Here is a 25,642-nt window from a genome sequence, read left to right on the forward strand (position 1 = left end):
TGCACGGGCGGTTTTGCAGTAATGCGCAGCGTTAAGGTTTAGAAAAACGCCTGCAAGCCGGTCTGCGCGCGCCCGAGGATCAGCGCATGCACATCATGGGTGCCCTCATAGGTGTTCACCGTCTCAAGGTTCATCATGTGGCGGATCACTTGGAACTCCAGGCTGATGCCGTTGCCGCCATGCATGTCGCGCGCGTGGCGTGCGATTTCCAGCGCCTTGCCGCAGTTGTTGCGCTTCACGATAGAGATCATCTCCGGCGCGGCATTGGCCTCATCCATCAGGCGCCCCACCCGCAGCGAGGCTTGCAAACCAAGGGCGATCTCCGTCTGCATATTGGCCAGTTTCAGCTGGAACAGCTGCGTGTTTGCCAGAGGGCGACCAAACTGGTGACGATCAAGGCCGTATTGACGGGCGGCATGCCAGCAGGCTTCGGCCGCGCCCATGACGCCCCAGCTGATGCCGTATCGCGCTCGGTTCAGGCAGCCAAACGGACCTTTCAGACCTTCGACATGCGGCAGCAGCGCCTCTTCGCCAACCTCGACACCATCCAGGACAATCTCGCCGGTGATGGAGGCGCGCAGCGACATCTTCTGCCGGATCTTGGGGGCCGACAACCCTTTGGTGCCCTTATCCAATACAAACCCGCGGATCTTGCCGCCATGCGCTTCGGACTTGGCCCAGACCACAAAAACATCCGCGATCGGCGCGTTGGAGATCCACATCTTGGACCCCGTCAGGCGGTAACCGCCTTCGGTTTTCTCGGCGCGGGTTTTCATGCCCGCCGGGTCCGAGCCCGCATCGGGTTCGGTCAGGCCAAAACAGCCGATCCACTCGCCAGACGCCAGCTTCGGGAGGTATTTCTGCCGCTGCTCTTCGCTGCCATAGGCGTAGATCGGATACATCACCAGCGAGCTTTGCACCGACATCATCGAGCGATAGCCGCTGTCGACGCGTTCCACTTCGCGCGCTACCAGCCCGTAGGACACGTAACCACCACCGAGGCCGCCATATTCCTCCGGGATGGTGGTGCCGAGCAGACCCATCTCGCCCATCTCGCGGAAGATCTCAGGGTCGGTCTGTTCGGTCTCATAGGCCTCGGTCACGCGGCTTTGCAGTTTTTCCTGTGCGTAGGCCCGAGCGGACGCTTCGATCATGCGTTCATCTTCGGTCAGCTGATCGCTCAGACGCAGCGGATCCTCCCAGCTGAACTGGCCAAGGTCGGGGGCATCTTTTGCGCGCAGGGTCGGTTTTTCATCCAGCATCGGGACCTCCAATAAAATGTTGACGACATCTTAAGCGCGCGCCGCGACGAAAAACAGCGAGACTTTGGCAATCATCTATGACAAAAGATCATACATGTCTGTGCCTCGCCGCTTCTTGCCTTCCATTGCTTCGTTGCGTGCGCTGGAAGCGCTCGACCGTCTCGGCAGCGCCTCTGCGGCGGCCACAGAGCTGTCTTTGACGCAAGGCGCGGTCAGTCGCCAGTTGCAGGCGCTGGAACGTCAGCTGGGGGTAGATCTGGTGGTTCGGGACGGAAAGGCCTTGACCCTGACGCCCGATGCCGCCGCCTATGCGGATGAGCTGCGGCATGCGCTGGACCGGATTGCAAATGCCACGCTTCAGGTGCAGTCCGCACCGCTGGCGGGCAGTCTGAACCTTGCGATCCTGCCGGCCTTTGGCATGCGATGGCTGATGCCCCGGTTGCCGGAATTCTCGCGGCGCCATCCGGATGTGACCATCAATATGTCCACCCGTCTGGCGCCCTTCAACTTCGCCACCGAAGCCTTTGATGCTGCGATCCATTTTGGTCAGGCGGATTGGCCCGGAACGCAGGCGCTGCTGTTGAAGCACGAACAGCTCCTGCCGGTCTGCGCGCCAGAGTTGCTGCGGCGGAGGCAGGTGACAGAACCGGCGGATCTGCTGAACCTGCCGCTGTTGCATATCCAGACCCGGCCACGGGCCTGGGCCGATTGGTTCGCGCGCCATGGGGTGGAGACCGAGGCCGCCCTCACCGGGACGCTCCATGACCAGTTCTCCACCATCAATCAGGCGGCGCTGCACGGGCTCGGGGCCGCCCTGATGCCGGATTATCTGGTGGAGCAGGATCTTGCCACCGGCCGGCTTGTGGCTTTGCACCCCAAGGCCGAAGACATCGGTGGCGCCTATTATCTGGTGTGGCCGATCACCAGAGCGCGCCACCCGGGGCTGTTGCAGTTCCGCGAATGGCTTGCAGGGCAGGCGCAGCCCGAAGACCCCCTGCCCCGCTAGGTTTAAAAGCCAGAAAATATGTTATCTTTCAGGTCTCTGGCGGATGAAGATCATCCAAGGGCATAGCCCGCACCGCGCACCGTGCGGACCGGGTCCTCACCGCCGTGCTGGGTCAGGGCCTTGCGCAGCCGACCGATGTGGACGTCCACAGTCCGGGTATCCACATAGATGTCGCGGCCCCAGACCCGATCCAAGAGCTGTTCCCGGCTCCAGACCCGGCCCGGTTTCTCCATGAAGGTGGACAGCAGGCGAAACTCGGTCGGGCCCAGTTTCAACGGCTGTTCGGCACGGCTGACCTTGTGGGTTTCGGCATCCAGGATGATGTCGTCGAATTCCAGCCGCATGCCGACGGTGGCGGGGCGCCCCCGCCGCAGCTGGGTGCGCACCCGGGCCATCAGTTCGATCACCGAATAGGGTTTGACCACATAATCATCGGCGCCGGTTTCCAGGCCGCGCACCTTGTCGACCTCCTCGGAGCGGGCCGACAGCATGATGATCGGAATCCCGCGGGTCTCGTTGCGGGTCTTCAGGCGGCGACAGACTTCGATCCCGGTCAGATTGGGCATCATCCAGTCCAGAACGATGATGTCGGGCATGTCTTCCTCGACCAGAAGCAGGGCTTCCTCACCGTTTTCCGCCTTGATCACCCGAAAGCCGTCGGCCTCCAGATTGTAGGCCAGCACCTCGCGCTGTGCCAGTTCGTCTTCGACGACCAGAACTGTGGGCTGATCGACTGCCATGGCTTAGACCTCCTGGGTCGAAATAGAGGTGGTGTCCGCCTTCGCGCGCTCTTCTTCCGGCTTGTTGCCGGTCACGAGATAGACCACCTGCTCTGCCATGGCGGTCACGTGGTCACCCATGCGTTCGATGTTCTTGGCGATGAAATGCAGATGCATGCAGGAGGTGATGTTGCGCGGATCTTCCATCATATGGGTGAGGAATTCGCGAAACAGCGCATTGTACATCTGATCGACATCGCGGTCGCGGTCGATGACATCCTGGGCCAGTTCCACGTCACGCTGGATATAGCTGTCCAGCGCATCCTTCAGCATCAGTTCCACTTCGCGGGCCATGCGACGCAGGGCGGCGGCGCTGTCGGCCACGGCCGGGCTCTGGGCCAGCACGCCAGTGCGCTTTGCCATGTTCTTGGCATAGTCGCCGATGCGTTCGAGATGGCCGGAGATCTTCATGACGCTGAGCACCACGCGCAGGTCCACCGCCGCTGGGGCGCGAATGGCGATCACGCGCGCGGCGTCTTCGTTGATCAACTCTTCCAGACCGTCGATGGCGGCGTCGGCTTTGACCACCTGGGCGGCCAGCTCCTCGTCACGGGTTTCCAGGGCCCGGGCGGCTTCCATGATGGCAGCCTCCACGAGGCCACCCATCTTCATGATCCGGGCCTGAATCGCTTCGAGATCCCGGTCAAAGGCGGATGCGATATGTTGTTCTTCCATGAGACTGTCTCTCTGCCTTAGCCGATACGGCCGGTGATGTAGCTTTCGGTGCGCGGATCTTCGGGGTTGGTAAAGATCTGACCGGTGGGACCGAATTCCACCAGGTTGCCGAGGTGGAAGAAGGCGGTCTTCTGGCTGACGCGCGCCGCCTGTTGCATCGAGTGGGTCACGATCACGACCGAGTAGTTCTCGCGCAGCTCGTCGATCAGCTCCTCCACCTGTGCGGTGGCGATCGGGTCCAGTGCGGAGCACGGCTCGTCCATCAGCAGCACCTCGGGTTCGGTGGCAACGGCGCGGGCGATGCACAGACGCTGTTGCTGACCACCGGACAGACCGGTGCCGGGCGCATGAAGACGGTCCTTGACCTCATCCCAGATGGCGCCGCGGCGCAGGGATTTCTCGACGATGTCGTCCAGGTCGGATTTGGATTTGGCCATCCCGTGGATACGCGGACCATATGCGACGTTGTCATAGATCGATTTGGGGAACGGGTTCGGTTTCTGGAACACCATCCCCACCTGCGCCCGCAGCTGCACCGGGTCGACGCTCTTGGCGTAGATGTCTTCGCCTTCGAGCAGGATATCCCCGGTCACCCGGCAGATGTCGATGGTGTCGTTCATCCGGTTCAGGCACCGCAGAAAGGTCGACTTGCCGCAGCCGGACGGGCCGATAAAGGCGGTCACGGTCTTGTCTTCGATTTCCACGTTGACGTCCTTGATGGCGTGGCTGTCGCCGTAATAGACGTTGACGTTTTGCGCGGCGATCTTGGTACGTTGAGTTTCCACGGTCTTATCCACTGCTGTCATGTCGTTCATTTGAAATACTCCCCTTACCAGCGACGCTCGAAGCGACGGCGTAGGATGATGGCGATGATGTTCATGGTCAAGAGGAAGGCAAGCAGGATGATGATGCCACCCCAGGCCTTCTCGTAAAAGCTGACATCCGCGCGCGCCGCCCAGGTGTAGATCTGGGCCGGCATGGCCGAGTTCGGCTCGGTGAAGCCTTCGACAAAGCCTTCGGGATAGCCGCGGGCCACAAAGCCGACCATGCCGATCAGCAACAGCGGTGCGGTTTCCCCAAGCGCCTGGGCGAGGCCGATGATGGTGCCGGTCAGGATACCCGGTGCGGCCAGCGGCAGCACGTGATGGAACACCGCCTGCATCTTGGAGGCGCCCACGCCGAGGGCCGCGTCACGGATCGACGGCGGCACCGCCTTCAGCGACGCGCGGGTGGAGATGATGATGGTCGGCAGCGTCATCAGCGACAGCACCAGCCCCCCCACCAGCGGCGCGGATTGCGGCAGATGCATGAACTGGATGAACACCGCAAGGCCGAGGATACCAAACACGATCGACGGCACCGCCGCGAGGTTGGAGATGTTCACCTCGATCAGGTCGGTAAAGCGGTTCTGCGGTGCAAACTCTTCCAGATAGATCGACGCGGCAACGCCGATCGGCAGCGACAGCACCAGAACAACCAGCATCATGAAGAAGGAGCCGACAACCGAGGCGCCGATCCCGGCCCCGCCGGGGTTGTCCACGCCCGAGTCGGCGCCCGTGATAAAGGCCCAGCTGAAGGCCTGCTTGATGATGCCCGCCTCTTCCAGCGCATCGACCAGATCGAGGTCGCTCAATTGCAGGAAGCGGCTGTCTTGCAGGGTTTCGCGTTGCACCCGGCCCTTGAAGTAGCCGTCGACCCGGCTGGAGGCCGCAAGTTCAAAGGCCACCGGTTGGCTCAGGTCATCCGGGTTCGCCTGGTAGTGGGCCCGCAAGGTGCCGCCCACCTTGCCGAGCAGGCGCTCGATCGCCGCCTCGTCGAATTCCACGGTCATGCCGCGCTGTTGCAGCTGCTCCTGGAGGGAGGCGATGAACAGGTTCGAATAGGCCTTGGTCTTGAACAATTCGCTTTCGGCGGCGTCCATCTGCTCCTGGGTGAGGGTGAAGTCCACCGTCACCACCGTCCGGGTAAAGGCCGGCAGGCCGGAGCGGACGATCGACACGAACAGCACCGTCAGGAAGAACAGGCCGACCAGGATCGCGGCCATGCCGTAGGCGCGAAAACGTCTCTCTGCGGCATTGCGACGGCGCGTGTTGGGGTCGGTCTGGCTCAGCGACCTGGAGCGTGCAGGGGTCGGGTTGTCCATGCTTGCGTCGGTCATTCGTACTGCTCCCGGTATTTGCGGACGATGTAGAGGGCGATGATGTTGAGACCCAGCGTCAGCACGAAGAGGGTCATGCCGAGGGCGAAGGCGACCAGCGCCTCGGGGCTGGCAAAGTCGGCGTCGCCGGTCAGCTGGCTGACGATCTTGGCGGTGACAGTGGTCATCGCCTCAAAGGGGTTGAGGCTGAGCCGGGCCGCGGCCCCTGCCCCAAGCACCACGATCATGGTCTCGCCAATGGCGCGCGAGGCCGCCAGCAGGATGGCGCCGACGATGCCGGGCAGTGCTGCCGGGATCACCACCTGGCGGATGGTTTCCGATTGCGTCGCACCGAGCCCGTAAGAGCCGTCGCGCATCGCCTGCGGCACCGCGTTGATGATGTCGTCGGACAGCGAGGACACAAAGGGAATGAGCATGATGCCCATCACCAGACCGGCGGTCATCACGGCGGTGCCGGCCTGCATCCAGCCGAGCCCGTCATCGCCAAAAACCTTCAGCAGCAGCGGACCAACGGTGAGCAAGGCAAACAGACCGTAGACGATGGTCGGGATACCGGCGAGGATCTCCAGCAGCGGCTTGGCCACGGAACGGACCCGGGGGCTGGCGTATTCCGACAGGTAGATCGCGGCAAAGAGGCCGATCGGCACCGCCACGGCCAGCGCCACGATGGAGATGTAGAAGGTGCCCCACAGCAGCGGCAGCACACCCAGGTCGGACGACCCGCCGCGGCCAGAGAAGCTCGGCGCCCAGTTGAGGCCGAAGAAGAAGTCGCTTGCCGGATAGAGGCGGAAGAACTCCCAGGTGTTGAACACCAGCGACAGCACGATGCCCACCGTGGTCAGGATGGCGATCGAGGCAGCCGCCACCAGCAGCGCGTGGATGCCGAATTCAACCACGTTGCGGGCGCGGAACAGGGCGCGGGTTTCACGCAGGGCGAACAGCGTGCCCGCCAGCGCAACCACGATCGCCGCGATCGACATGATCAGATAGCCGGTGGAATTGACGATCCGGTAACGCTGTGCGGCGCGCAGCACGGTCTGGGTCACCTCGGCTGTCACGATCTGCCCGGCATCCTTGAGGCGCTGGGTCACATCGGTGAAATCGGCGCGGGCGTTGCGGGCGAAGTCCTCGTCCATCAGCCCCTGCGCGACCGCATTGTCGAGCCCGGTCGCCGCCCGGCGTACCTCTGCCATCACCAGCCCGCGCGAGGAGCCGTCGTCGATGGCACTGTCGGGGATCATGCCGGAGATCACCGAGTTGACATAGAGCGGTTGCGCCAGAAGCCAGACGATCAAAAGCCCGAAGGTGGGCACCATGGCTTTGAGCGCCACGTTCCAGCCGTAATAGGACGGCAGCGAGTGCAGCTCTCTGCTGTCGCCCCCCGCATTGGCCAGCGCCCGCGATCGGCCGAGCATATAGCCCACCGCCGCGATCACGAGCACGATCAAGATCAGCCAGAAAAGTGGCATCGTAACCCCCGAGGTCATGTTGTCGGTAAAACGTCCAGAAAGGGAATGGGGGCGGCGCTAGACACCGCCCCCAACATTTGGCCTAGGGCCGGATTTAGCTGCCGGAGCCCATGGTGGTCGCGTTGGCGACGGCGTCCTGGGTTTTGGCCAGTTCCGGATCCGAAACCAGACCGTAGTTGGCGAGCGGGCCGGAGGGGCCTGCGATCTCGTCAGCCACGAAGAACTGTGCGTATTCCTGCAGGCCCGGGATCACGCCGATGTGGGCTTTCTTCACGTAGAAGAACAGCGGGCGGGACACGGGGTATTCGCCGGTGGAGATGGTCTCGGTGGACGGGGTCACGCCGGACATGGTCGCCACTTTCAGCTTGTCGGTGTTGTTCTCGTAGAACGCCAGGCCGAACACGCCGATGCCGTTGGTGTTGGCGTCGATACGCGCCAGGGTCTCGGTGTAGTCACCGTCGATGTCCACGGACTTGCCGTCCTGACGCACGTCGAAGCACGCGTCTTCGATGGCGTCTTCGTCCATGCCTTTTTCTTCCATGGCGGCAACGGCGCCGGTGTCTTCACAGCCCTGCAGCAGGACTTTCTCTTCGAAGACTTCGCGGGTGCCGTGCTTGGTGCCGGGGATGAACATGGCGATTTCCGCATCGGGCAGATCGCTGTTGAACTCGGACCAGTTCTGGTGCGGGTTGGCGACCAGCTCGCCGTCTTTCACGACGGTTGCACCGATGGCGTTGTAGATGTCGGCCGGTTCAAACGCGGCGAAGTCGGGGCCGGACTGCTGGGAGGCAAACACGATGCCGTCATAGCCGATGCGCACTTCGATGATGTCGGTCACGCCGTTGTCGGCACAGGCCTTGATCTCTTTTTCGCGGATCTTGCGGGATGCGTTTGCAACGTCGATGGTGTTTTCGCCAACGCCCTCGCAGAAGCGCTTCAGGCCAGCGGAGGAACCGCCGGATTCCACGACCGGGGTCGGGAAGTCGGTGTTCTCGCCGAACACTTCCGCCACGATCGACGCGTAAGGCAGAACGGTGGAGGAGCCAGCGATCTGCACCTGGTCACGAGCAGCAGCTGCGGTGGCCGACACGGCGGCGATGGCCAGGGTCGATGCGGTCAGTTTCACAAAGGACATTTACGTCTCCATGAGTTTAAGAAGTTTACGATCACCCCCAAGATGATCTTGCGCCCCTCCTAGAAGGCGCAGGTGTGGCTTTTGTGACAGCTGTGTAACAGCTGTATGACAACCGGCGCCCGGAAGAGAAAAAAACTGAAACAGTTCGCAAGGCAGGCTGTTTTACATGGCCTACGGCCGGCACGAGCGGGGATTCCGCAGGTGCCGGCCGTTAACATGTTGTCACAGAATGCAGGTTTTCGGGTCGTGCAGCGCTTATCGCGGCAGGATCACGGTGAAGGTTGCGCCCTTGCCGAGGTCGCTTTCCACCCGCAGCCGTCCCCGGTGGCGGTTGATGATATGCTTGACGATCGCCAGCCCGAGGCCGGTGCCGCCCAGCTCCCGCGACCGGTGGTTGTCGGCGCGGTAGAACCGTTCGGTGAGGCGCGGCAGATGCACCGGATCGATGCCCGGGCCATCATCCGTCACCTGCACCCGCACGGCCGGGCAACGCAGGGCCGGATCGCGGTCCAGCGCGCTGAGGGAGACGGTGACCGTCTCGCCCCCGTATTTCAGCGCATTCTCGATCAGGTTGGTGAACACCTGCTGAATCTGATCAGGATCGGCGGGGATCTCCACCGGCGCATCCGGCGCATCTAGCGTCAGCGCGGTGCCGCCGGATTCCGCCAGCGGGCCAAGCGATTTGATGGTGGAGTTCAGATAGCTGACCAGATCGATCCGCTCTTTCGGGCGGACGCGTTCCTCGCTTTCCACCCGGTTCAGCGACAGCAGGTCCCCCACCAGGCGATTCATCCGGCTGGCTTCGCCCTCCATGATATTGAGGAACCGGTCGCGCGCGTCGGCATCGTCCCGCGCGGCCCCGCGCAGGGTCTCGATGAACCCCATCAGTGCCGTCAGCGGCGTGCGCAGCTCATGGCTGACGTTGGCGACAAAATCGCGCCGCATCTGACTGGCCTGCTCCCGGTCGGTGATGTCGTCGAAACACAACAGCACCGCCCCGCCCTTGACCGCGCCCACCCCCGGCACATAGCGCAGGGTGACCTCAAAGGTGGTGTCCTGCGCGCCATCATTGGACAGGTGGCGCGCGGTGCGTGGCTGACGATCAAGCAGGCAGGACTCGATCGCCGAGGTCACATTGGGTTGCCGCAGGATGGTGGCAAAATGGCGCCCGATCACCTGCGGGCCAAGCAGGGTTGCGCCTTCGACATTGGCCGCGATCAAACGTTCGGTCTGATCGATCAGAACGGCAGGCATCGGAAACGCGGCCAGCAGCCCGTCGATCAGCTCTTGCGACATGATTTTTTGCCTCATCCTTGCGTCGTGACGGCCTTCTTAGGGTTTGAATGTAACTATGACATGGCAGAGTTGATTGCGGCCTCAAAGATCGCGCAGAGCGTGTCCGGGTCTTCCAGCCCGACCGACACGCGAAAGAACCCCTCATGCAGGCCAAGTGCTGCGCGATTTTCCGGGGTGAGGGCGCGGTGTGACGAGGAAGCCGGGTGCGAGAGCGTGGTGCCCACATCCCCGAGGGTTGGCGCAAAGGACAGCCCTTCGGCGCCGCGGGTAAACGCGTTCGCAGCCTCGCGCCCGCCATCCAGCTCAAAGCTTACCATATTGCAGCCCCTGCCCTTGAGCAGCGCCTGCGCGCGGGCATGATCCGGGTGGTCCTGGCGCGTCGGGTAAATGACGCGCTTCACCCCCGGCAGCCCAGCGATGTGATCCGCCAGACGCGCGGCCGTGGCCTCGGCTCGGTCAAAACGCAGATCAAAGGACAACAGCCCCCGCTCTGCCAACCAGCAATCAAACGGGCTCGGCGTCATGCCGGTGGTGACCGAAAACACCCGCATCCGATCATTGAGCGCGGGGTCCTTGGCCACCACATAGCCCAGCATCACGTCGGAGTGCCCGGCGAGCAGCTTGGTGACGGAGTGGATGACAATGTCTGCGCCATGCTCAAACGGTTTGAACGCGCGGGGCGTGGTGAAGGTGTTATCGACCGCCAGCAGGATGCCGTGGTCCCGGCACAGCGCGGCAATCCCGTCGATGTCCGCCACCGCAAGCGTTGGGTTCGACACCGCCTCCACCAGAATGAGCTTGGTCTCGGGGCGGATCGCGGCGCGGATTGCATCGACGTCGCCGGGATTGGCCAGAGACGTGTTGATCCCCAGACGCGGCAGATCTTCCTTCATCAGCCGCAGCGAACGCCCATAAAGCTGATCGCCACCGATGACATGATCACCTGTCTGCAACAACCCCATGAGCACGGCGGAGACTGCCGCCATGCCGGAGCCTGTCACAACGCCTCCGGTGGCGCCCTCCATGTCATCAAGCCGGCGCGCGATCACATCGGCGTTTGGATGCCCCTCACGGGAATAGGTATAGCCATGCACGCGGCCCTCATATTGATCGTCCAGCGCATCCGGGGTTTCGGACGCATAGACCACCGAGGGGCTGAGCGGAGTCACAACAGGATGGCTGGCACTGTCGGGCAGACCATGCGGGCGCATAACAGAGGGGCGGGAATTCTTCACGGTCAAATCTCCTTCAGCTCCGCTTTGAAACGTCGCATGTTTTCCTGATAGTGCACGGCGCTGGCGGTCAGCTTTGCGGCGAGTTCGGCATCGACCTCGCGCACCACCTTGCCCGGAGCGCCCATGACCAGAGAATTATCAGGGATTTCCTTGTTCTCCGTAATCAGCGCGCCCGCCCCGATCAGACAATTCTTACCGATCTTGGCGCCGTTCAGGATGGTCGCCCCCATCCCGATCAGGGAGTTCTCGCCGATGGTACAACCATGCAGCATGACCTTATGGCCGATGGTGCAGTTTTCGCCGATGGTCAGCGGATAGCCTGCGTCGATATGCATGACCACGTTTTCCTGCACGTTGGAGCCCCGCCCGATGCGGATCTCCTCGTGATCGGCGCGGATGGTGACGCCGAACCAGACCGAGGCCCCCTCTTCCAGCACCACCTTGCCAATCAGATTGGCATCCGGGGCCACCCATGTATCGGCGTGGATGTGCGGGCGGTGTTCGCCAAGCGCATAGATGCTCATGACAGATCCTCGAATTCCTGTTGCAGGGTGCGGGCGTGTTCGATCAGCGCAGGCTGTTGAATGCGGCGCAGGCGGGTGGCCGTGATGATCGTCTTCAGTGCCTCTTCGGTCTCATCAAGGTCCTCGTTGATCAGCACATGATCGTAGGAGCCCCAGTGCGAGATCTCGTCCCAGCTCTTTTGCATGCGGCGCTGGATGGTCTCGGCATCATCCTGTCCCCGACTTTCCAGGCGGCGACGCAGCTCGGTGATGGAGGGCGGCAACAGGAAGATCGACAGCGTGTGTTTGCCCAGATCCGAATTGGTGATCTGCTGCGCGCCCTGCCAGTCGATGTCGAACAGCACATCGCGGCCTTCATTGATGGCCTTCTGCACCGGCCCCTTGGGTGAGCCGTAGAAATTGCCGAACACGTGGGCATGTTCCAGCATCTCGCCATCGGCCACGTCATGCTTGAACGAATCCACCGAGACAAAGTGATAATCTTGCCCGTCGACCTCGCCGGGGCGCGGTTGCCGTGTGGTGGCCGATACCGAAAAGCTGATGTCGCTGTCCCAGGCCCGCAGCCGCTTGGCCAATGTCGATTTCCCCGCGCCGGAGGGAGACGACAGGATAATGAGAAGACCCCGTCGCTGTGCTTTTGAGTGTGCCATGATGAGGGTGCTCTCCTTATTCTATGTTTTGAACCTGCTCGCGCATCTGGTCGATCACGGTTTTGAGTTCCAATCCCACCTCGGTCAAGGCCGCGTTCTGCGCCTTTGAACAGAGCGTGTTGGCCTCGCGGTTGAATTCCTGCATCAGAAAGTCGAGCTTGCGCCCCACCGGACCGCCCTGCCCGATCAGTTTGCGCGCGGCCGCCACATGCGCCGCAAGCCGGTCAAGCTCTTCGGTGACGTCGGCCTTCACCGCGATCAGCGCCAGTTCCTGCGCGACGCGATCAGGGTCTGCGCCCTCGCTGTTGGACAGGACACGGGCAAGATTGCTCTTGAGCGTCTCTGCGATCTGCGCCTGACGGTCATCGGCGCGCTGGGCGGCCTCCTCGCGCAAGGCGTCTATCCGGTCGATCTGACTCGTCAACACAGCCAGCAAAGCGGCGCCCTCGGCCGCGCGCATGTTAACAAAGTCGGCCAGAAGTGAGTCGAATTCGGATAGGAGCCGCTGCACCAGCTGTTCGGAATCCTGCTCGGCGGTGGCCTGTTCCAGCACGCCGCGCATCTGAAGGATATCGGTGGCGCGCACCGGCGCGAGCTGCAATCCGACCTGCGCGGCCTGCGCCTGCGTCGCGGCAATGGCGGCCAGCATGGTCTCCATCGCAGCTGTGTTGATCTGCATCTGCCCCTTGCCATCCTCGGCGCGGCTGAGGCGCAGACCAACGGTCACATTGCCCCGGCCGAGTTTTTTGGAGGCGCGGGTTTTTATTTCGTTTTCAAGACCTTCCAGCCAATCCGGCACCCGTGCGCGCACGTCCAGCCCCTTGGCATTGACCGATCTGATTTCCCAGACCCATGTATATGCGCCCTCTGCGCCCTGCCCGGAGGCAAATCCCGTCATCGAATGCAATGTCATCTGCGACCCTCCTGTATCCTGCATACAGGGGCACAGGGCGGGGTCAATGGTCAGGCGTATTGCGCGACACTGCCAAGGCAGAGGCTGCCTATACCAAAGTGTTAACCATTGCTTAAACTATTGGTCCAAACTTTAGTCAGATTGTGTCATGTTAACTCCAGGGTAACCACTTCGGCGTTAACACTTGGGCATGGGCCTCCTGCCAAGTTTCGATGTCGGAACCGGATGCAGAGGACAAGAAAATGATTTTTCGCGGTCAAGACGGCGCAGACAACAAGACGGGGTTGAACAAGGTGGTAGCTATGGATCGCTTTCGCACACGCTCGAACGTGTCGCCGCTGCGTCAGGCCGAGGCCTATTGGACCGCTCTGCGCCGTGGCGATGACATTCCCAGCCGTTCGCAGGTTGATCCGCGTGGCCTGGAGAACATCCTCAGCCAGACCTTCATCCTGGAGCGCGTCGCACCGGGGATCGCCCGCTTTCGCCTGGCCGGGCAGAAGGTCAACGAACTGGCCGGAATGGAAGTGCGGGGCATGCCTCTGACCGCCTTCTTTACCGCCGATGCCCGCAAGACCCTGAGCGCCGCGCTGGAACATATGTTCGACGATCCGTCGATCCTGGAATTCGACCTGAAAACCGAAGCGACCCGCCTGCGCGGCAGCCGTACCGCACGGATGATCCTGCTGCCCCTGCGCAGCGATCTGGGCGATGTCAGCCGCGCGCTGGGCGTTCTGGTCTCTGACGGTGGGGCAAGCCGGGTCTCGCAGCGCTTCCTGGTCGAGGATTACGAAATTCGCAAGATCGGCAAGTCCGACGCCGCGACAGCCAGCCCCGCGTTCAAGGCGACGCCGCGCGTCACCGCCCCGGGGCTCGAAGATCTGCCACGCCGCGACCTGTCGGCAAAGACATCGTCGGAGACCGACGGGTTTGCTGAACCCCGCCCGGGATTTGAGCGCAAATCCACCAGCCTGATGGAAGAGGCGCGCTCTCTGCTGGATCGGGCGCGCCGCGAAAACAGCGATGTGCTGAAAGCCACCCGCCCAATGGGTCAGGAGGACGCTGGCCGCAAGGGACCTGCGACGCTGGAAACCGTCTCGACGACCGATGCGGAGAAACTGGTGTCGCGCCCGCCGCGCGGTGGCAAGCTCAAGAAAGACGCGCCGCACCTGCGTCTTGTGGTTTCGCGGGACTGATCGTTAAAATTCTAGTCGAAATATCGACGAAGTTGCTTAAGTTTCAACCTACTGGACATAGACGTTGAAGCATTGACGCCCGGGCGCAGAACGCCCCGGGCGTTCTTTTTTGCCGCGTTCCGGCGCAACCGGGCGCAGCACAGAAAAACGGCCCGCATATGATGCGGGCCGTCGCGTCTCAGGTTGCATGTCTCCGGAAACCGGAAGGCGTCGGGTCAGATGACCGCGCGGGTCTCCCCCGGATCGCGCAGGCGCGACAGTTCCTCGGCCACAAGGAAGGCCAGCTCCAGCGATTGATCCGCATTCAGGCGCGGATCACAGGCGGTGTGGTAACGATCACTGAGGTCTTCCTCGGTCACATCCCGCACGCCACCGGTGCATTCGGTCACGTCCTGGCCGGTCATCTCGAAGTGCACACCGCCGGGCACCGTGCCCTCGGCCTGATGCACGCCAAAGAAGTCGCGCACCTCGCGCAGCACCGAATCAAACGGCCGGGTCTTGTAGCCGGTGGCGGATTTGATGGTGTTGCCATGCATCGGGTCACAGACCCAGGTGACATTGGCCCCCTCTTCCTTCACCGCCTTGACCAGACGCGGCAGGTGTTCGCCCGCCTTGCCCGCGCCAAAACGTGCGATCAGGGTCAGCTTGCCCTCTTCGTTGTCCGGATTGAGCTTCTGCATCAGGACCTTGAGATCCTCGGCAGTGGTGGTGGGGCCGCACTTGAGGCCGATCGGGTTCAGCACCCCGCGGCAGAACTCCACATGCGCGCCATCCGGCTGGCGGGTGCGGTCGCCGATCCAGATCATGTGACCCGACCCGGCGAGCCATTTGCCGGACGTCGAATCCATCCGCGTCAGCGCCTCTTCGTATTCCAGCAGCAGCCCCTCGTGGCTGGTGTAGAATTCCACCGTTTGCAGGGTATGCGCGGTGTCCTTGGTGACGCCCGCCGCTTTCATGAAGTCGAGCGTGTCGGTGATCCGGTTGGCCATGTCGCGATAGGCCTCGGCCTTTTCGCCTTCGGTAAAGCCCAGGGTCCAGGCGTGGACCTGATGCACATCGGCGTAACCGCCGGTGGAGAAGGCCCGGATCAGGTTCAGGGTTGCCGCTGCCTGGGTATAGGCCTGAAGCATTTTCTTGGGGTCGGGAATCCGGGCATCGGGCGTGAACGCCAGCTCGTTGATGATGTCACCGCGATAGCTGGGCAGTTCGACGCCATCCACAGTCTCGGTCGGCGCGGAGCGCGGTTTGGCGAATTGACCGGCCATGCGCCCCACTTTGACCACCGGGACCTTGGCACCATAGGTCAGCACCATTGCCATCTGGAGCATCACCTTGAAGGTGTCGCGGATGCCATCGGCGCTGAATTGCTCAAAGCTCTCGGCGCAATCGCCGCCTTGCAGGAGAAAGGCCTCACCACGACCGGCGGCGCCCAACTGGGCTTTCAGACGGCGCGCTTCGCCGGCAAAAACCAGCGGCGGATATTTCCCCAGCTGCGCTTCGACGGCATGCAGCGCATCCTGATCCGTATACTCCGGCATCTGGACCCGCGGTTTGCTGCGCCAGTTCGTTTTTTGCCAATTGCTCATGGCCTATACTCCGAAAATGACTTTGGAACCCGGTATTACGAAAGAAGCGTATACAGAAGAGCGCTAACAGTGGCCAGTTTAGAATTTCAACATCTTGACCCGGCTGCTATCCTGTGAGCAGGGTTTTTGAATTCGCGACGTCGCGTCGCGCGGCTTTCCCAGCACCTGTCGAAAAGACCCGATTTGTAAGGACCCGAGCCATGCAAACAAAACCAGAGACGCTCCCTGAGCTGACCTCGGGTGGCAAACACCGCCGGTTTACGTTTGTCCTGTTGGACCAGTTCACGCTTCTGTGTTTCTCCGCCGCGATGGAATCGCTGCGGATCGCCAATCGCATGGCCGGTCAGGAACTCTATTCCTGGCGGCTTCTTGGCGAGGGCGGCGAGACGGTGACCTGCTCCGCCGGGACGGTGTTCCAGGTGGACAGCGATCTCAATGAATTGCAGCGCGATGACACCATCATGCTCTGCGGTGGGATCGAGGTGCAGAAAGCCACGACCAAACGCGTGTTGTCCTGGCTGCGGCGGGAATCGCGCAAGGGGCTGACCATCGGCGGGCTCTGCACCGCGTCCTACACGCTGGCAAAGGCCGGGTTGCTGGACGGCAAGCGCGCCACCATCCACTGGGAGAATTCCGACAGTTTTGCCGAAGAGTTCGAAGAGGTCGATCTGACCAAATCGGTCTTTGTCATCGACGGCAATCGCATGTCCACTGCCGGCGGCACCTCCTCGATCGACCTGATGCTGAAGATCATCGCCGAGGATCATGGCGAGGAGCTGGCCAATATGGTGGCGGATCAGCTGATCTATTCCTCCATCCGCACCGATCAGGACACCCAGCGTCTGTCGATCCCGACGCGGATCGGGGTGCGCCATCCGAAACTGTCGATGGTGATCCAGATGATGGAAAAAAACATCGAGGAACCGATCAGCCCGTCGATCCTGGCGGAGGATGTCGGCATGTCGACCCGCCAGCTTGAGCGGCTGTTCCGCCGCTATCTGAACCGCAGCCCCAAGCGGTACTACATGGAGCTGCGTCTCCAGAAGGCGCGCAACCTTCTGATGCAGACCGACATGAGCGTGATCAACGTGGCGCTGGCCTGCGGCTTTGCCTCGCCGTCGCATTTCTCCAAATGCTACCGCGCGCATTACGACACCACGCCCTATCGCGAGCGTGGCAGCAAAGGCGCGCGGCAGATCACCTGACGATCACTGCGGGCGCAGCCGGTAGAGCGCGCCGTCATATTCCGATGCAAACCAGATGCTGCCGTCCGGGGCCTCCCGCAGGTCCCGGACCCGCCCCGTCTGTGGCGACTTCAACTGCTCGACCTCTTTTAACGGCGTGCCGGACAGTCTTGATATATAGTCAAACTTCAAGGATCCGACAAACAGGTCGCCTTGCCATTCTGGCCAGAGTTTCCCGGAGTAGATCATCAGACCGGACGGCGCGATCGAGGGATCCCAGTACCATTCCGGCTGTGCCATGCCCGGGGTCCGGGTGCCCTCGCCGATCTTGCGCCCGGAGTAATGTGTCCCGTAAGAGATCACCGGCCAGCCGTAGTTGGTGCCCTTCTCGATCAGGTTGACCTCGTCACCGCCCTTGGCGCCATGCTCCACGCCCCACAGCCGCCCCTGTGCGTCCATGGCCAGCCCCTGCGGGTTGCGGTGACCGTAGGACCAGATCGCGGGGCGCGCGTCCTGCACGCCGACAAAGGGGTTGTCGCCCGGGATGCGGCCATCCGGCAGGATGCGGATAACCGAGCCCTGCTCGCGGCCCAGGTCCTGGGCACTGGGTCGGTCGCCGCGTTCGCCGAGCGAGACAAACAGGCTGCCATCGCGCGCTTCGACCAGCCGCGCGCCAAAGTGTCGACCGCCGCGCGCGCCGGGTTTTGCTTCGAAAATGACCGTAACATCTGTGAGCTGGCGATTGTCCGGCGACAATGCCGCCCGGGCAACCGCGGTGCCGGCGCCTCTGCCCTGGGGTTTTGCATAGGTGAGATAGATCCGCCGGCTCCGGTCGAAATCCCGCGCCGCCACCACATCGAGCAAGCCGCCCTGCCCGTCGGCAGCGACCGTCGGGACACCGCTCACCGTCTGTTTGCGGCCCTCTTTCACGTACCACAGGCGACCGTCCCGTTCGGTCACCAGCAGCGCGTCATCATCCAGGAACGTGAACCCCCAGGGCACATCCAGCCCGTCGACCATCTTTTCCACGGTCAGCTGCCCCTGGCGGCTGTCCATCGCAGCGGCCTCCGGCGGGGTCGCAAGGGCGGAGCCGAGGCTGAGGCAGAAGATCAGGGCGAGGCGGTATATCATCGGCTTTCTCCTTTTGGGGAGGGGTGTTAGCGCCCACATCGCCGAGTCACAAAAAGCAATGCTGAACACTCTTCCCTTTCCCGCGGGGCTTGCATAGGGTTCCTGACGAACAACATTGTTCCAACAAGGGAGTTTTCAAATGAAAAAACTGCTGACCGCGTCTGCGGCCATTGCGCTGAGCGCAGGCACCGCGTTTGCAGATGGCCACGCGAAGGAAGTCAAACTGGGCGTCCTGCTGGGCTTTACCGGTCCGATTGAATCCCTGGCTCCGGCCATGGGCGCGGGCGCTGAACTGGCCATGGCCGAAGTGACCGACTCCGGCAAGCTGCTGGATGCTGCCAAGGTGACCCCGATGCGTGCCGACACCGGTTGTATCGACAACGGTCTGGCCACCGCCAATGGCGAGAAACTGCTGGCCGACGGCGCCCATGGCATTATCGGTGGCGACTGCTCCGGCGTGACCGGCGCGATCCTGCAGAACGTCGCGATTCCAAATGGCATGGTGCTGATTTCGCCCTCCGCGACCTCGCCGGGCCTGTCGACCATGGAGGACAACGGCCTGTTCTTCCGCACCGCGCCCTCCGATGCGCGCGAAGGTCAGGTGATGGCAGCGATCCTGCAGGATCGTGACATCGACTCCATTGCCCTGACCTATACCAACAACGACTACGGCAAGGGTCTCGCCGATGCCATCCAGTCCTCCTTTGAGGAAGTTGGCGGCGAAGTCACCATCGTGACCGCGCATGAAGACGGCAAGGGCGACTACTCCGCCGAAGTTGCGGCGCTGGCCTCGGCCGGTGGCGACATCCTCGTGGTGGCCGGCTACCTCGACCAGGGCGGTCTGGGCATCATCCAGGGCGCGCTCGACACCGGTGCTTTCGACACCTTCGGCCTGCCCGGTGGCATGATCGGCGATTCGCTGCCCACCAACGTTGGATCGGACCTTGATGGCTCCTTCGGCCAGATCGCCGGCTCCGACAGCGAAGGCGCGGAAATCTACGCCAAGATGGCTTCTGACGCGGGCTTTGACGGCACCTCCGCCTATTCCGCGGAAAGCTATGATGCGGCTGCACTTTTCATGCTGGCGATGCAGGCGGCAGGATCCGTTGATCCGGCTGAATACGGCGCCAAGGTGATGGAAGTCGCCAACGCCCCCGGTGAAAAGATCAACCCCGGCGATCTGGGCAAGGCGCTCGAAATCCTCGCCAATGGCGGTGACATCGATTATGAGGGCGCCACCGGCGTTGAACTGATCGGACCGGGCGAGAGCGCAGGCTCCTACCGCGAGATCGAAGTTCAGGACGGCAAGAACGTGACGGTAAAGTTCCGCTGATCCGTTTCACGAACTGACATCGACATCTGATCAGCCCGGGAGCCGCAAGCGCCCCGGGCTGTTCCAAATTAAAAGGGGCCGCAAAAACACGCGGCAGGGGATGAAATGACATGATCGTCGTCGAGGATTTGCACAAGCACTTCGGCGGGTTCCACGCGGTGGACGGCGCTTCGCTGGAAATCGCCAAGGGCTCCATTACCGGTTTGATCGGACCAAACGGTGCGGGAAAAACCACTCTTTTCAACGTTGTGGCAGGTGTTCTTCCACCCACGTCAGGCCGCGTCCTGATGGATGGTGAGGACATCACGGGCCTGCCACCGCATGAGTTGTTCCACAAGGGATTGCTGCGCACCTTCCAGATCGCGCATGAGTTCTCCTCGATGACCTGCCGCGAGAACCTGATGATGGTTCCGGGCAATCAATCGGGAGAGACGCTGTGGAACACCTGGTTCGGCCGCAAGCGCATCGCCGAAGAGGAACGCGCCCTGCGCGCCAAGGCGGATGAGGTGCTGGAGTTCCTCACCATCGGCCATATCGCGGACCTGAAGGCGGGCGAAATCTCCGGCGGTCAGAAAAAGCTCCTGGAGCTGGGCCGTACCATGATGGTCGACGCCAAGATCGTGTTCCTCGACGAGGTGGGCGCGGGCGTGAACCGGACGCTGCTCTATACCATCGCCGACGCCATCAAGCGCCTCAACGAGGAACGCGGCTACACCTTCGTGGTGATCGAACATGACATGGAATTCATCGGCCGTCTGTGTGACCCGGTGATCGTCATGGCCGAGGGCAAGAAACTGGCCGAAGGCACCCTGGACGAGATCAAGGCCAATGAGCACGTGATCGAAGCATATCTCGGTACCGGTCTGAAAAACAAAGACAAATTGCAAGGGGCGGACGCATGAGCGAACCCTTTCTGATTGGTGACAGCATGACGGGGGGCTACGGCAAGGGGCCGGACATCCTGCATGACTGCACCATCGCCGTGAACCCCGGCGAAATCGCCGTGATCGTCGGCCCCAACGGTGCCGGTAAATCCACCGCCATGAAGGCCGTGTTCGGAATGCTGAGCGTGCGCTCCGGTGCGGTGCGCCTGGGGGGCGAAGACATCACCAGCCTCAGCCCGCAGGACCGGGTTGTCAAGGGCATGGGCTTTGTGCCGCAGACCAGCAATATCTTCACCTCGATGACGGTGGAGGAGAACCTCGAGATGGGGGCCTTCATCCGCACCGATGATTTCTCCGACACGATGGAGCAGGTCTATCACCTGTTCCCGATCCTCAAGGAAAAGCGGTTTCAGGCCGCCGGAGAGCTGTCGGGCGGGCAACGTCAGCAGGTGGCCGTGGGCCGCGCGCTGATGACCAAGCCCAAGGTGTTGATGCTGGATGAGCCCACCGCGGGCGTCTCGCCGATCGTCATGGATGAGCTGTTCGACCGCATCATCGAGGTGGCCCGCACCGGGCTGCCGATCCTGATGGTGGAGCAGAACGCCAAGCAAGCGCTTGAAATCGCGGACAAAGGCTATGTCCTGGTTCAGGGCCGCAATGCACATACCGGCACCGGCAAGGAGCTGCTTGCCGACGACGAAGTGCGCCAATCGTTTCTGGGAGGCTAAGAGATGGATTTCCTCAACGCCTTCGTGGCGCTTTCAAACTTCGTGCTTGTTCCCGGCATCGCCTATGGCAGCCAGCTGGCGCTTGGCGCGCTTGGCGTGACGCTGATCTACGGCATCCTGCGGTTTTCGAACTTTGCCCATGGCGATACCATGGCCTTTGGCACCATGGTGACGATCCTCTTTACCTGGTGGTTCCAGTCGATGGGGATCTCAGCAGGTCCGCTGCCGACGGCCTTGCTGGCCCTGCCCTTTGGCATCGCCATCACCATGGCGCTTGTGGTCGGCACCGACCGTGCCGTGTTCCGCTTCTATCGCCAGCAGAAGGCAAAACCTGTGGTCTTCGTGATGGTCTCGCTGGGCGTGATGTTCATGATGAACGGCCTGGTGCGTTTCATCATCGGCCCCGGCGATCAGCGGTTCTCGGATGGTGAGCGTTTCATCATCAAGGCCCGCACCTTCAAGCAGATGACCGGCCTCGACGAAGGACTGGCGATCAAGACCTCGCAGGGGATCACCCTGGTGACCGCGATCATCGTTGTGGCGCTGTTGTTCTGGTTCCTGAACAAGACCCGCACCGGCAAATCCATGCGCGCCTATTCCGACAATGAGGATCTGGCGCTGTTGTCCGGCATCAACCCGGAGCGTGTTGTGATGATCACCTGGCTGATCGTGGCAGCGCTGGCCACCATTGCCGGTACGCTTTATGGTCTTGATAAGTCATTCAAACCGTTCACCTATTTCCAGCTGTTGCTGCCCATCTTTGCGGCTGCGATCGTCGGGGGGCTTGGCAATCCGCTGGGCGCGATCGCCGGCGGTTTTGTCATCGCCATGAGCGAGGTGATGATCACCTACGCCTGGAAAAAGGTTGCGGGCTATGTCCTGCCGGAAAGCCTGGAGCCTGACGGGCTCGCGCAGCTGCTGAGCACCGACTACAAATTTGCGGTGTCCTTCGCGATCCTGGTGATCGTGCTCCTGTTCAAACCCACCGGCATCTTCAAGGGGAAAGCGGTATGAACGATACGATGAAACATACGCTTCTGTTTGTTGCCGTGGGCGTGTTGCTGGTGCTCGAAGGAACCACCACCGCCGCAGGCGTGTTCTCGGGGTCGTGGAATTCGTCGCTGACCATTCTCAACATGGGTCTGATCTCGGCGATCATGGCGCTTGGTGTAAACCTGCAATGGGGGTTTGCCGGGCTGTTCAACGTCGGCATCATGGGCTTCACCGCGCTTGGTGGTCTGGCCGTGGTGCTGACCTCGATGCCGGCAACGCCGGGGGCCTGGGAGGCTGGCGGTCAGCGGATCGTGATCGCGTTGATCCTCGGTGCGGCGACCATTGCCGCCACCATCGTCGCCTATCAGAAACTGCCGGCCGGGCGGGTGCGGACGTTGGCGATGCTGGCCATTCTCATCCTGGGATTTGTCATCTACCGCGCCATGCTTGATCCGGGTGTCGAGGCGATCGAGGACATCAACCCCGCGCTGGAGGGCAATATCGGTGGCCTCGGACTGCCGGTGCTTCTGGCCTGGCCGGTTGGCGGTCTCCTGGCTGCGGGCGCGGCCTGGGTGATCGGCAAGACCGCGCTCGGGTTGCGCTCTGACTATCTGGCGATCGCCACCCTCGGCATTGCCGAGATCATCCTTGCGGTGCTCAAGAACGAGGATTGGCTGTCGCGCGGCGTCAAGAACGTGGTCGGCCTGCCCCGGCCGCTGCCTTATGAGGTCGATCTGCAAAACGATCCCGCCTTTGTCGAACGGGCGGCGTCCTGGGGCTTTGACGCCACCACCGCCTCCACGCTCTACGTCAAGCTGGGCTATGCGCTGCTGTTCACCGTTGTACTGCTGGTGCTGTTGTGGATGGCGCAGATGGCGCTCAAGAGCCCGTGGGGCCGGATGATGCGCGCGATCCGCGACAATGAGACGGCCGCAAACGCCATGGGCAAACATGTCACCCGGCGTCATTTGCAGATCTTCATCCTCGGCTCTGCCATTTGCGGTGTGGCCGGTGCGATGATGACCACGCTCGACAGTCAGCTGACCCCCGGGACCTACAACCCGCTGCGATTTACCTTCCTGATCTGGGTGATGGTGATCGTGGGCGGCTCCGGCAACAATTTCGGCGCGGTGCTGGGCGGGCTGCTGGTCTGGTTCCTCTGGATCAAGGTCGAACCCCTCGGCGTGCTGCTGATCGAAGTTGTCACCGCGGGCATGGCGGAGGACAGCGGCCTGCGCGCGCATCTGCTGGAAAGTGCGGCGCATATGCGTCTGTTTACCATGGGGCTGGTTCTGCTCCTGGTGCTGAGGTTTAGCCCACGCGGCTTGATCCCTGAAAAGTAAAAAAAAACGCCGCCTCATCGGGGCGGCGTTTTTCTTCGGGGATGGCAGTGTCTCAGCGCCCCTTGAACAATCCTCCCAGAATGCCGCGCACGATGCGGCGGCCGGTTGTGCCCTTCAACTCCTTGATGACCGCCTCCGACATGGCAGAGGCGATCGTGTCGGCGCCCCCGATCCGGCGGGCAGAGGACCGCCCCACCCGGCTGCCGCTGTAGCGCCGCGCTGCATTGAATTCCCGCACCATCGGATCGGGCGCGTGCTCGGCCTGGTCTTCTGCATCGGCGGCCTCTGTTGCAGCGGTACTGGCGCGCGCCATCAGAATTTCATAGGCCGAGTTTCGATCAACCGGGGCGTCATATTTCCCCGACATGGGGGAGTGGCGCAGAACCTCTGCCCGTTCCGCCGGTGTGATTGGCCCCAACTGGCTGGAGGGCGGGCGGATCAGCGTGCGCTCGACGATTCCCGGCACCGCCTTTTTCTCCAGCAGCGAGGTAACCGCCTCGCCAACGCCAACATCGCGGATGGCATCCTCGGTCGAGAACCGCGGGTTCTCGCGATAGGTCTCGGCGGCCAGTTTCAGCTTCTTGCGGTCGCGCGCGGTAAAAGCCCGCAACGCATGCTGAATTCGGTTGCCGAGCTGCCCGAGGATATCTTCGGGAATGTCATCCGGCGACTGGGTCACGAAATAGACCCCAACCCCCTTGGAGCGGATCAGCCGCGCCACCTGCTCCACCTTGTCGACCAGCGCCTTGGGCGCGTCTTCAAACAACAGATGTGCTTCGTCGAAGAAAAACACCAGCTCCGGTTTGTCGGGATCGCCCACCTCCGGCAGGGTTTCAAATAATTCGCTCAGCAGCCACAGCAGGAAGGTGGCATAGAGCTTCGGCGCCGCCATCAGCTTGTCAGCGGCGAGGATATTGACCATCCCGCGCCCGGTGTCGTCCCGGCGCATCAGGTCGCGCAGGTCCAGCGCCGGTTCGCCAAACATGTCGGCGCCGCCCTGATTTTCCAGCACAAGCAACCGCCGCTGGATGGCGCCGATCGAGGCGGTGGAGACATTGCCATAGCGCAGCGACAGCGCGTCCCGGTTTTCCCCGACCCAGACCAGCAGGGCTTGCAGATCCTTCAGATCCAGAAGCGGCAGCCCCTGTTCATCGGCGAGGCGAAAGGCGATATTCAGGATTCCCTCCTGCGCGTCGCTCAGTTCCAGCAGTCGCCCCAGCAGCAGCGGACCCATTTCGGCGATCGTCGTGCGCACCGGATGACCCTGCTGCCCGAACAGATCCCAAAAGGTCACGGGCACGTCGTGATAGTCAAACGCGGTAAATCCAATTTTTTGCGCTCTTTTAACAAACGCGTCGTGCAGCTCTGCCGATGCGCTGCCGGCTTTGGTCAGTCCCGACAGGTCGCCTTTGACATCGGCCAGGATGACAGGCACGCCCTGGTTCGAGAAACTCTCTGCAAGAATTTGAAGCGTAACGGTTTTCCCGGTGCCGGTGGCCCCGGCGATCAACCCGTGCCGATTGGCGTAACGAAGTTGCAGGTGCTGCGCGTCGCCATAGTCTGCACCACCCCCTCCAATAAACAATTCCTCTGGCATTCGGTCAGAACTCCTAAAGCCGGTTATGGAACAAAAATACAATGTTAACCTTTATGTGCCAGCGTGAACTTGCCCGTTGGTTCGAATGCGGTTGAACTGACGGACATTTCCTCCCTGTCAGACTGGCCGTGCCTTAGTGCACGGCCATTTTTTTGCGGGGCGCATCGCGACAGCCAGTTCCCCCGATCGGTGCTATTGGCGGGCCCCCAGTTGATCTTCCTGAAATCGCCGCCCCTGTCACAGGGCTTTCGCAATACAAGCGCAAAATGGCGCGCTGGCGAAGATACGCGATTTTTTTCTCATTGCATGTTGACCGATGAGGATTTCGCTCGTAACGTTCTGATTAATAACTAAGTCGGCCAGTCCGACGGGGAGATGTGTACGTAAAAGGGGGCTTCGGCCCCCTTTTTCGTCGTTCTGTCGCGTTTTGGTGCGCCTCGTTGCCCCGCTCGCCCCACGGCGCGCGCGAACATCGGCGGATTTCAGGTATTTGCAAGCGAAACAGGCGTTATTCCCCTGACACATGCAGGTGGTCATGTTACATGGCGAAGACAGTTTCAAACAGAAG

23 protein-coding genes are annotated in these 25,642 nt (G+C 62.0%); 8 read left to right on the forward strand and 15 right to left on the reverse strand.

Annotation, left to right across the window (positions count from 1 at the left end):
* Positions 1 to 38 precede the first annotated feature (38 nt).
* A complete protein-coding gene (locus MHM88_RS01705) occupies positions 39 to 1,262 on the reverse strand; it encodes an acyl-CoA dehydrogenase (RefSeq protein WP_239320211.1) in 1,224 nt (407 codons plus the stop codon).
* A gap of 94 nt (positions 1,263 to 1,356) precedes the next feature.
* On the opposite strand from MHM88_RS01705, the gene MHM88_RS01710 reads away from it, so the two are divergent.
* Entirely contained in the window at positions 1,357 to 2,268 is a 912-nt protein-coding gene (locus MHM88_RS01710; RefSeq protein WP_239320209.1) for a LysR family transcriptional regulator, read from the forward strand.
* A 50-nt stretch (positions 2,269 to 2,318) separates the two neighbouring features.
* Here the strand turns inward: MHM88_RS01710 and phoB are convergent, their stop codons facing one another.
* The 11 genes from phoB to MHM88_RS01765 all read right to left on the reverse strand — a co-directional run bounded on the left by phoB (position 2,319) and on the right by MHM88_RS01765 (position 13,102).
* Positions 2,319 to 3,008, reverse strand: coding sequence for a phosphate regulon transcriptional regulator PhoB (gene phoB / locus MHM88_RS01715; protein WP_239359390.1), 690 nt, complete (start codon positions 3,006 to 3,008; stop codon positions 2,319 to 2,321).
* Positions 3,009 to 3,011: 3 nt separating this feature from the next.
* Positions 3,012 to 3,722 carry a phosphate signaling complex protein PhoU gene (gene phoU / locus MHM88_RS01720; protein ID WP_239359401.1) on the reverse strand — a complete coding sequence of 237 codons (711 nt, stop codon included), beginning with the start codon at positions 3,720 to 3,722 and terminating at the stop codon, positions 3,012 to 3,014.
* 17 nt (positions 3,723 to 3,739) lie between these two features.
* On the reverse strand, positions 3,740 to 4,537 hold the full coding sequence (gene pstB, locus MHM88_RS01725; protein WP_239320203.1) for a phosphate ABC transporter ATP-binding protein PstB: 798 nt from the start codon (positions 4,535 to 4,537) through the stop codon (positions 3,740 to 3,742).
* A gap of 14 nt (positions 4,538 to 4,551) precedes the next feature.
* Positions 4,552 to 5,880, reverse strand: coding sequence for a phosphate ABC transporter permease PstA (gene pstA, locus MHM88_RS01730; protein ID WP_239359403.1), 1,329 nt, complete (start codon positions 5,878 to 5,880; stop codon positions 4,552 to 4,554).
* Complete coding sequence (gene pstC, locus MHM88_RS01735) at positions 5,877 to 7,349, reverse strand: phosphate ABC transporter permease subunit PstC (RefSeq protein WP_239320198.1); 1,473 nt, start codon at positions 7,347 to 7,349, stop codon at positions 5,877 to 5,879. The genes pstA and pstC overlap by 4 nt, the downstream gene beginning before the upstream one ends.
* Before the next feature lie 94 nt (positions 7,350 to 7,443).
* Positions 7,444 to 8,484: a substrate-binding domain-containing protein gene (locus MHM88_RS01740; protein ID WP_239320195.1), complete on the reverse strand. Its 1,041-nt coding sequence runs from the start codon at positions 8,482 to 8,484 to the stop codon at positions 7,444 to 7,446.
* Between the two features lie 255 nt (positions 8,485 to 8,739).
* On the reverse strand, positions 8,740 to 9,780 hold the full coding sequence (locus MHM88_RS01745; RefSeq protein WP_239320192.1) for an ATP-binding protein: 1,041 nt from the start codon (positions 9,778 to 9,780) through the stop codon (positions 8,740 to 8,742).
* Positions 9,781 to 9,833: 53 nt separating this feature from the next.
* Complete coding sequence (locus MHM88_RS01750) at positions 9,834 to 10,991, reverse strand: PLP-dependent aspartate aminotransferase family protein (RefSeq protein WP_255734235.1); 1,158 nt, start codon at positions 10,989 to 10,991, stop codon at positions 9,834 to 9,836.
* Between the two features lie 26 nt (positions 10,992 to 11,017).
* The gene (locus MHM88_RS01755; RefSeq protein ID WP_239359407.1) at positions 11,018 to 11,539 is read right to left on the reverse strand and encodes a gamma carbonic anhydrase family protein; all 522 of its coding nucleotides are present in this window, start codon (positions 11,537 to 11,539) and stop codon (positions 11,018 to 11,020) included.
* Positions 11,536 to 12,189, reverse strand: a complete 654-nt coding sequence (gene gmk, locus MHM88_RS01760) for a guanylate kinase (protein WP_239359409.1) — start codon at positions 12,187 to 12,189, stop codon at positions 11,536 to 11,538. The genes MHM88_RS01755 and gmk overlap by 4 nt, the downstream gene beginning before the upstream one ends.
* A gap of 16 nt (positions 12,190 to 12,205) precedes the next feature.
* Complete coding sequence (locus MHM88_RS01765; protein ID WP_239359411.1) at positions 12,206 to 13,102, reverse strand: YicC/YloC family endoribonuclease; 897 nt, start codon at positions 13,100 to 13,102, stop codon at positions 12,206 to 12,208.
* Between the two features lie 242 nt (positions 13,103 to 13,344).
* On the opposite strand from MHM88_RS01765, the gene MHM88_RS01770 reads away from it, so the two are divergent.
* Positions 13,345 to 14,295, forward strand: a complete 951-nt coding sequence (locus MHM88_RS01770) for a PAS domain-containing protein (RefSeq protein ID WP_239359413.1) — start codon at positions 13,345 to 13,347, stop codon at positions 14,293 to 14,295.
* 215 nt (positions 14,296 to 14,510) lie between these two features.
* Here the strand turns inward: MHM88_RS01770 and MHM88_RS01775 are convergent, their stop codons facing one another.
* Positions 14,511 to 15,881, reverse strand: coding sequence for a class II 3-deoxy-7-phosphoheptulonate synthase (locus tag MHM88_RS01775; RefSeq protein ID WP_239320181.1), 1,371 nt, complete (start codon positions 15,879 to 15,881; stop codon positions 14,511 to 14,513).
* Between the two features lie 200 nt (positions 15,882 to 16,081).
* Between MHM88_RS01775 and MHM88_RS01780 the strand changes: the two genes are divergently transcribed.
* Positions 16,082 to 17,086, forward strand: coding sequence for a GlxA family transcriptional regulator (locus MHM88_RS01780; protein ID WP_239320179.1), 1,005 nt, complete (start codon positions 16,082 to 16,084; stop codon positions 17,084 to 17,086).
* Between the two features lie 3 nt (positions 17,087 to 17,089).
* Here MHM88_RS01780 and MHM88_RS01785 read toward each other — a convergent pair whose 3' ends face one another.
* Positions 17,090 to 18,196 carry a PQQ-dependent sugar dehydrogenase gene (locus tag MHM88_RS01785; protein WP_239359415.1) on the reverse strand — a complete coding sequence of 369 codons (1,107 nt, stop codon included), beginning with the start codon at positions 18,194 to 18,196 and terminating at the stop codon, positions 17,090 to 17,092.
* A gap of 139 nt (positions 18,197 to 18,335) precedes the next feature.
* Here MHM88_RS01785 and MHM88_RS01790 point away from each other — a divergent pair, with 139 nt between their 5' ends.
* From MHM88_RS01790 to MHM88_RS01810, 5 genes are all read left to right on the forward strand, one after another.
* Positions 18,336 to 19,529, forward strand: a complete 1,194-nt coding sequence (locus tag MHM88_RS01790; protein WP_239320175.1) for an ABC transporter substrate-binding protein — start codon at positions 18,336 to 18,338, stop codon at positions 19,527 to 19,529.
* Between the two features lie 110 nt (positions 19,530 to 19,639).
* A complete protein-coding gene (locus MHM88_RS01795) occupies positions 19,640 to 20,431 on the forward strand; it encodes an ABC transporter ATP-binding protein (protein WP_239320172.1) in 792 nt (263 codons plus the stop codon).
* Complete coding sequence (locus MHM88_RS01800) at positions 20,428 to 21,141, forward strand: ABC transporter ATP-binding protein (protein ID WP_239320170.1); 714 nt, start codon at positions 20,428 to 20,430, stop codon at positions 21,139 to 21,141. Before MHM88_RS01795 ends, MHM88_RS01800 begins: the two co-directional genes overlap by 4 nt.
* Positions 21,142 to 21,144: 3 nt before the next feature.
* Positions 21,145 to 22,155: a branched-chain amino acid ABC transporter permease gene (locus MHM88_RS01805; protein ID WP_239320169.1), complete on the forward strand. Its 1,011-nt coding sequence runs from the start codon at positions 21,145 to 21,147 to the stop codon at positions 22,153 to 22,155.
* Positions 22,152 to 23,477, forward strand: coding sequence for a branched-chain amino acid ABC transporter permease (locus MHM88_RS01810; protein WP_239359417.1), 1,326 nt, complete (start codon positions 22,152 to 22,154; stop codon positions 23,475 to 23,477). Before MHM88_RS01805 ends, MHM88_RS01810 begins: the two co-directional genes overlap by 4 nt.
* A 52-nt stretch (positions 23,478 to 23,529) precedes the next feature.
* On the opposite strand, the gene MHM88_RS01815 is transcribed toward MHM88_RS01810, so the two are convergent.
* Entirely contained in the window at positions 23,530 to 25,074 is a 1,545-nt protein-coding gene (locus MHM88_RS01815) for a helicase HerA-like domain-containing protein (protein ID WP_239359419.1), read from the reverse strand.
* Positions 25,075 to 25,642: the final 568 nt, after the last annotated feature.

The organism is Epibacterium sp. MM17-32 (genome assembly GCF_022348205.1).
Classification (GTDB): domain Bacteria; phylum Pseudomonadota; class Alphaproteobacteria; order Rhodobacterales; family Rhodobacteraceae; genus Epibacterium.

What these genes read in the sequence shown, in the direction of transcription:
- MHM88_RS01705 (WP_239320211.1), bottom strand. Translation starts at nt 1,262, where the DNA reads ATGCTGGATGAAAAACCGACCCTGCGCGCAAAAGATGCCCCCGACCTT.
- MHM88_RS01710 (WP_239320209.1), top strand. Translation starts at nt 1,357, where the DNA reads ATGTCTGTGCCTCGCCGCTTCTTGCCTTCCATTGCTTCGTTGCGTGCG.
- phoB (WP_239359390.1), bottom strand. Translation starts at nt 3,008, where the DNA reads ATGGCAGTCGATCAGCCCACAGTTCTGGTCGTCGAAGACGAACTGGCA.
- phoU (WP_239359401.1), bottom strand. Translation starts at nt 3,722, where the DNA reads ATGGAAGAACAACATATCGCATCCGCCTTTGACCGGGATCTCGAAGCG.
- pstB (WP_239320203.1), bottom strand. Translation starts at nt 4,537, where the DNA reads ATGAACGACATGACAGCAGTGGATAAGACCGTGGAAACTCAACGTACC.
- pstA (WP_239359403.1), bottom strand. Translation starts at nt 5,880, where the DNA reads ATGACCGACGCAAGCATGGACAACCCGACCCCTGCACGCTCCAGGTCG.
- pstC (WP_239320198.1), bottom strand. Translation starts at nt 7,349, where the DNA reads ATGCCACTTTTCTGGCTGATCTTGATCGTGCTCGTGATCGCGGCGGTG.
- MHM88_RS01740 (WP_239320195.1), bottom strand. Translation starts at nt 8,484, where the DNA reads ATGTCCTTTGTGAAACTGACCGCATCGACCCTGGCCATCGCCGCCGTG.
- MHM88_RS01745 (WP_239320192.1), bottom strand. Translation starts at nt 9,780, where the DNA reads ATGTCGCAAGAGCTGATCGACGGGCTGCTGGCCGCGTTTCCGATGCCT.
- MHM88_RS01750 (WP_255734235.1), bottom strand. Translation starts at nt 10,991, where the DNA reads ATGCGCCCGCATGGTCTGCCCGACAGTGCCAGCCATCCTGTTGTGACT.
- MHM88_RS01755 (WP_239359407.1), bottom strand. Translation starts at nt 11,539, where the DNA reads ATGAGCATCTATGCGCTTGGCGAACACCGCCCGCACATCCACGCCGAT.
- gmk (WP_239359409.1), bottom strand. Translation starts at nt 12,189, where the DNA reads ATGGCACACTCAAAAGCACAGCGACGGGGTCTTCTCATTATCCTGTCG.
- MHM88_RS01765 (WP_239359411.1), bottom strand. Translation starts at nt 13,102, where the DNA reads ATGACATTGCATTCGATGACGGGATTTGCCTCCGGGCAGGGCGCAGAG.
- MHM88_RS01770 (WP_239359413.1), top strand. Translation starts at nt 13,345, where the DNA reads ATGATTTTTCGCGGTCAAGACGGCGCAGACAACAAGACGGGGTTGAAC.
- MHM88_RS01775 (WP_239320181.1), bottom strand. Translation starts at nt 15,881, where the DNA reads ATGAGCAATTGGCAAAAAACGAACTGGCGCAGCAAACCGCGGGTCCAG.
- MHM88_RS01780 (WP_239320179.1), top strand. Translation starts at nt 16,082, where the DNA reads ATGCAAACAAAACCAGAGACGCTCCCTGAGCTGACCTCGGGTGGCAAA.
- MHM88_RS01785 (WP_239359415.1), bottom strand. Translation starts at nt 18,196, where the DNA reads ATGATATACCGCCTCGCCCTGATCTTCTGCCTCAGCCTCGGCTCCGCC.
- MHM88_RS01790 (WP_239320175.1), top strand. Translation starts at nt 18,336, where the DNA reads ATGAAAAAACTGCTGACCGCGTCTGCGGCCATTGCGCTGAGCGCAGGC.
- MHM88_RS01795 (WP_239320172.1), top strand. Translation starts at nt 19,640, where the DNA reads ATGATCGTCGTCGAGGATTTGCACAAGCACTTCGGCGGGTTCCACGCG.
- MHM88_RS01800 (WP_239320170.1), top strand. Translation starts at nt 20,428, where the DNA reads ATGAGCGAACCCTTTCTGATTGGTGACAGCATGACGGGGGGCTACGGC.
- MHM88_RS01805 (WP_239320169.1), top strand. Translation starts at nt 21,145, where the DNA reads ATGGATTTCCTCAACGCCTTCGTGGCGCTTTCAAACTTCGTGCTTGTT.
- MHM88_RS01810 (WP_239359417.1), top strand. Translation starts at nt 22,152, where the DNA reads ATGAACGATACGATGAAACATACGCTTCTGTTTGTTGCCGTGGGCGTG.
- MHM88_RS01815 (WP_239359419.1), bottom strand. Translation starts at nt 25,074, where the DNA reads ATGCCAGAGGAATTGTTTATTGGAGGGGGTGGTGCAGACTATGGCGAC.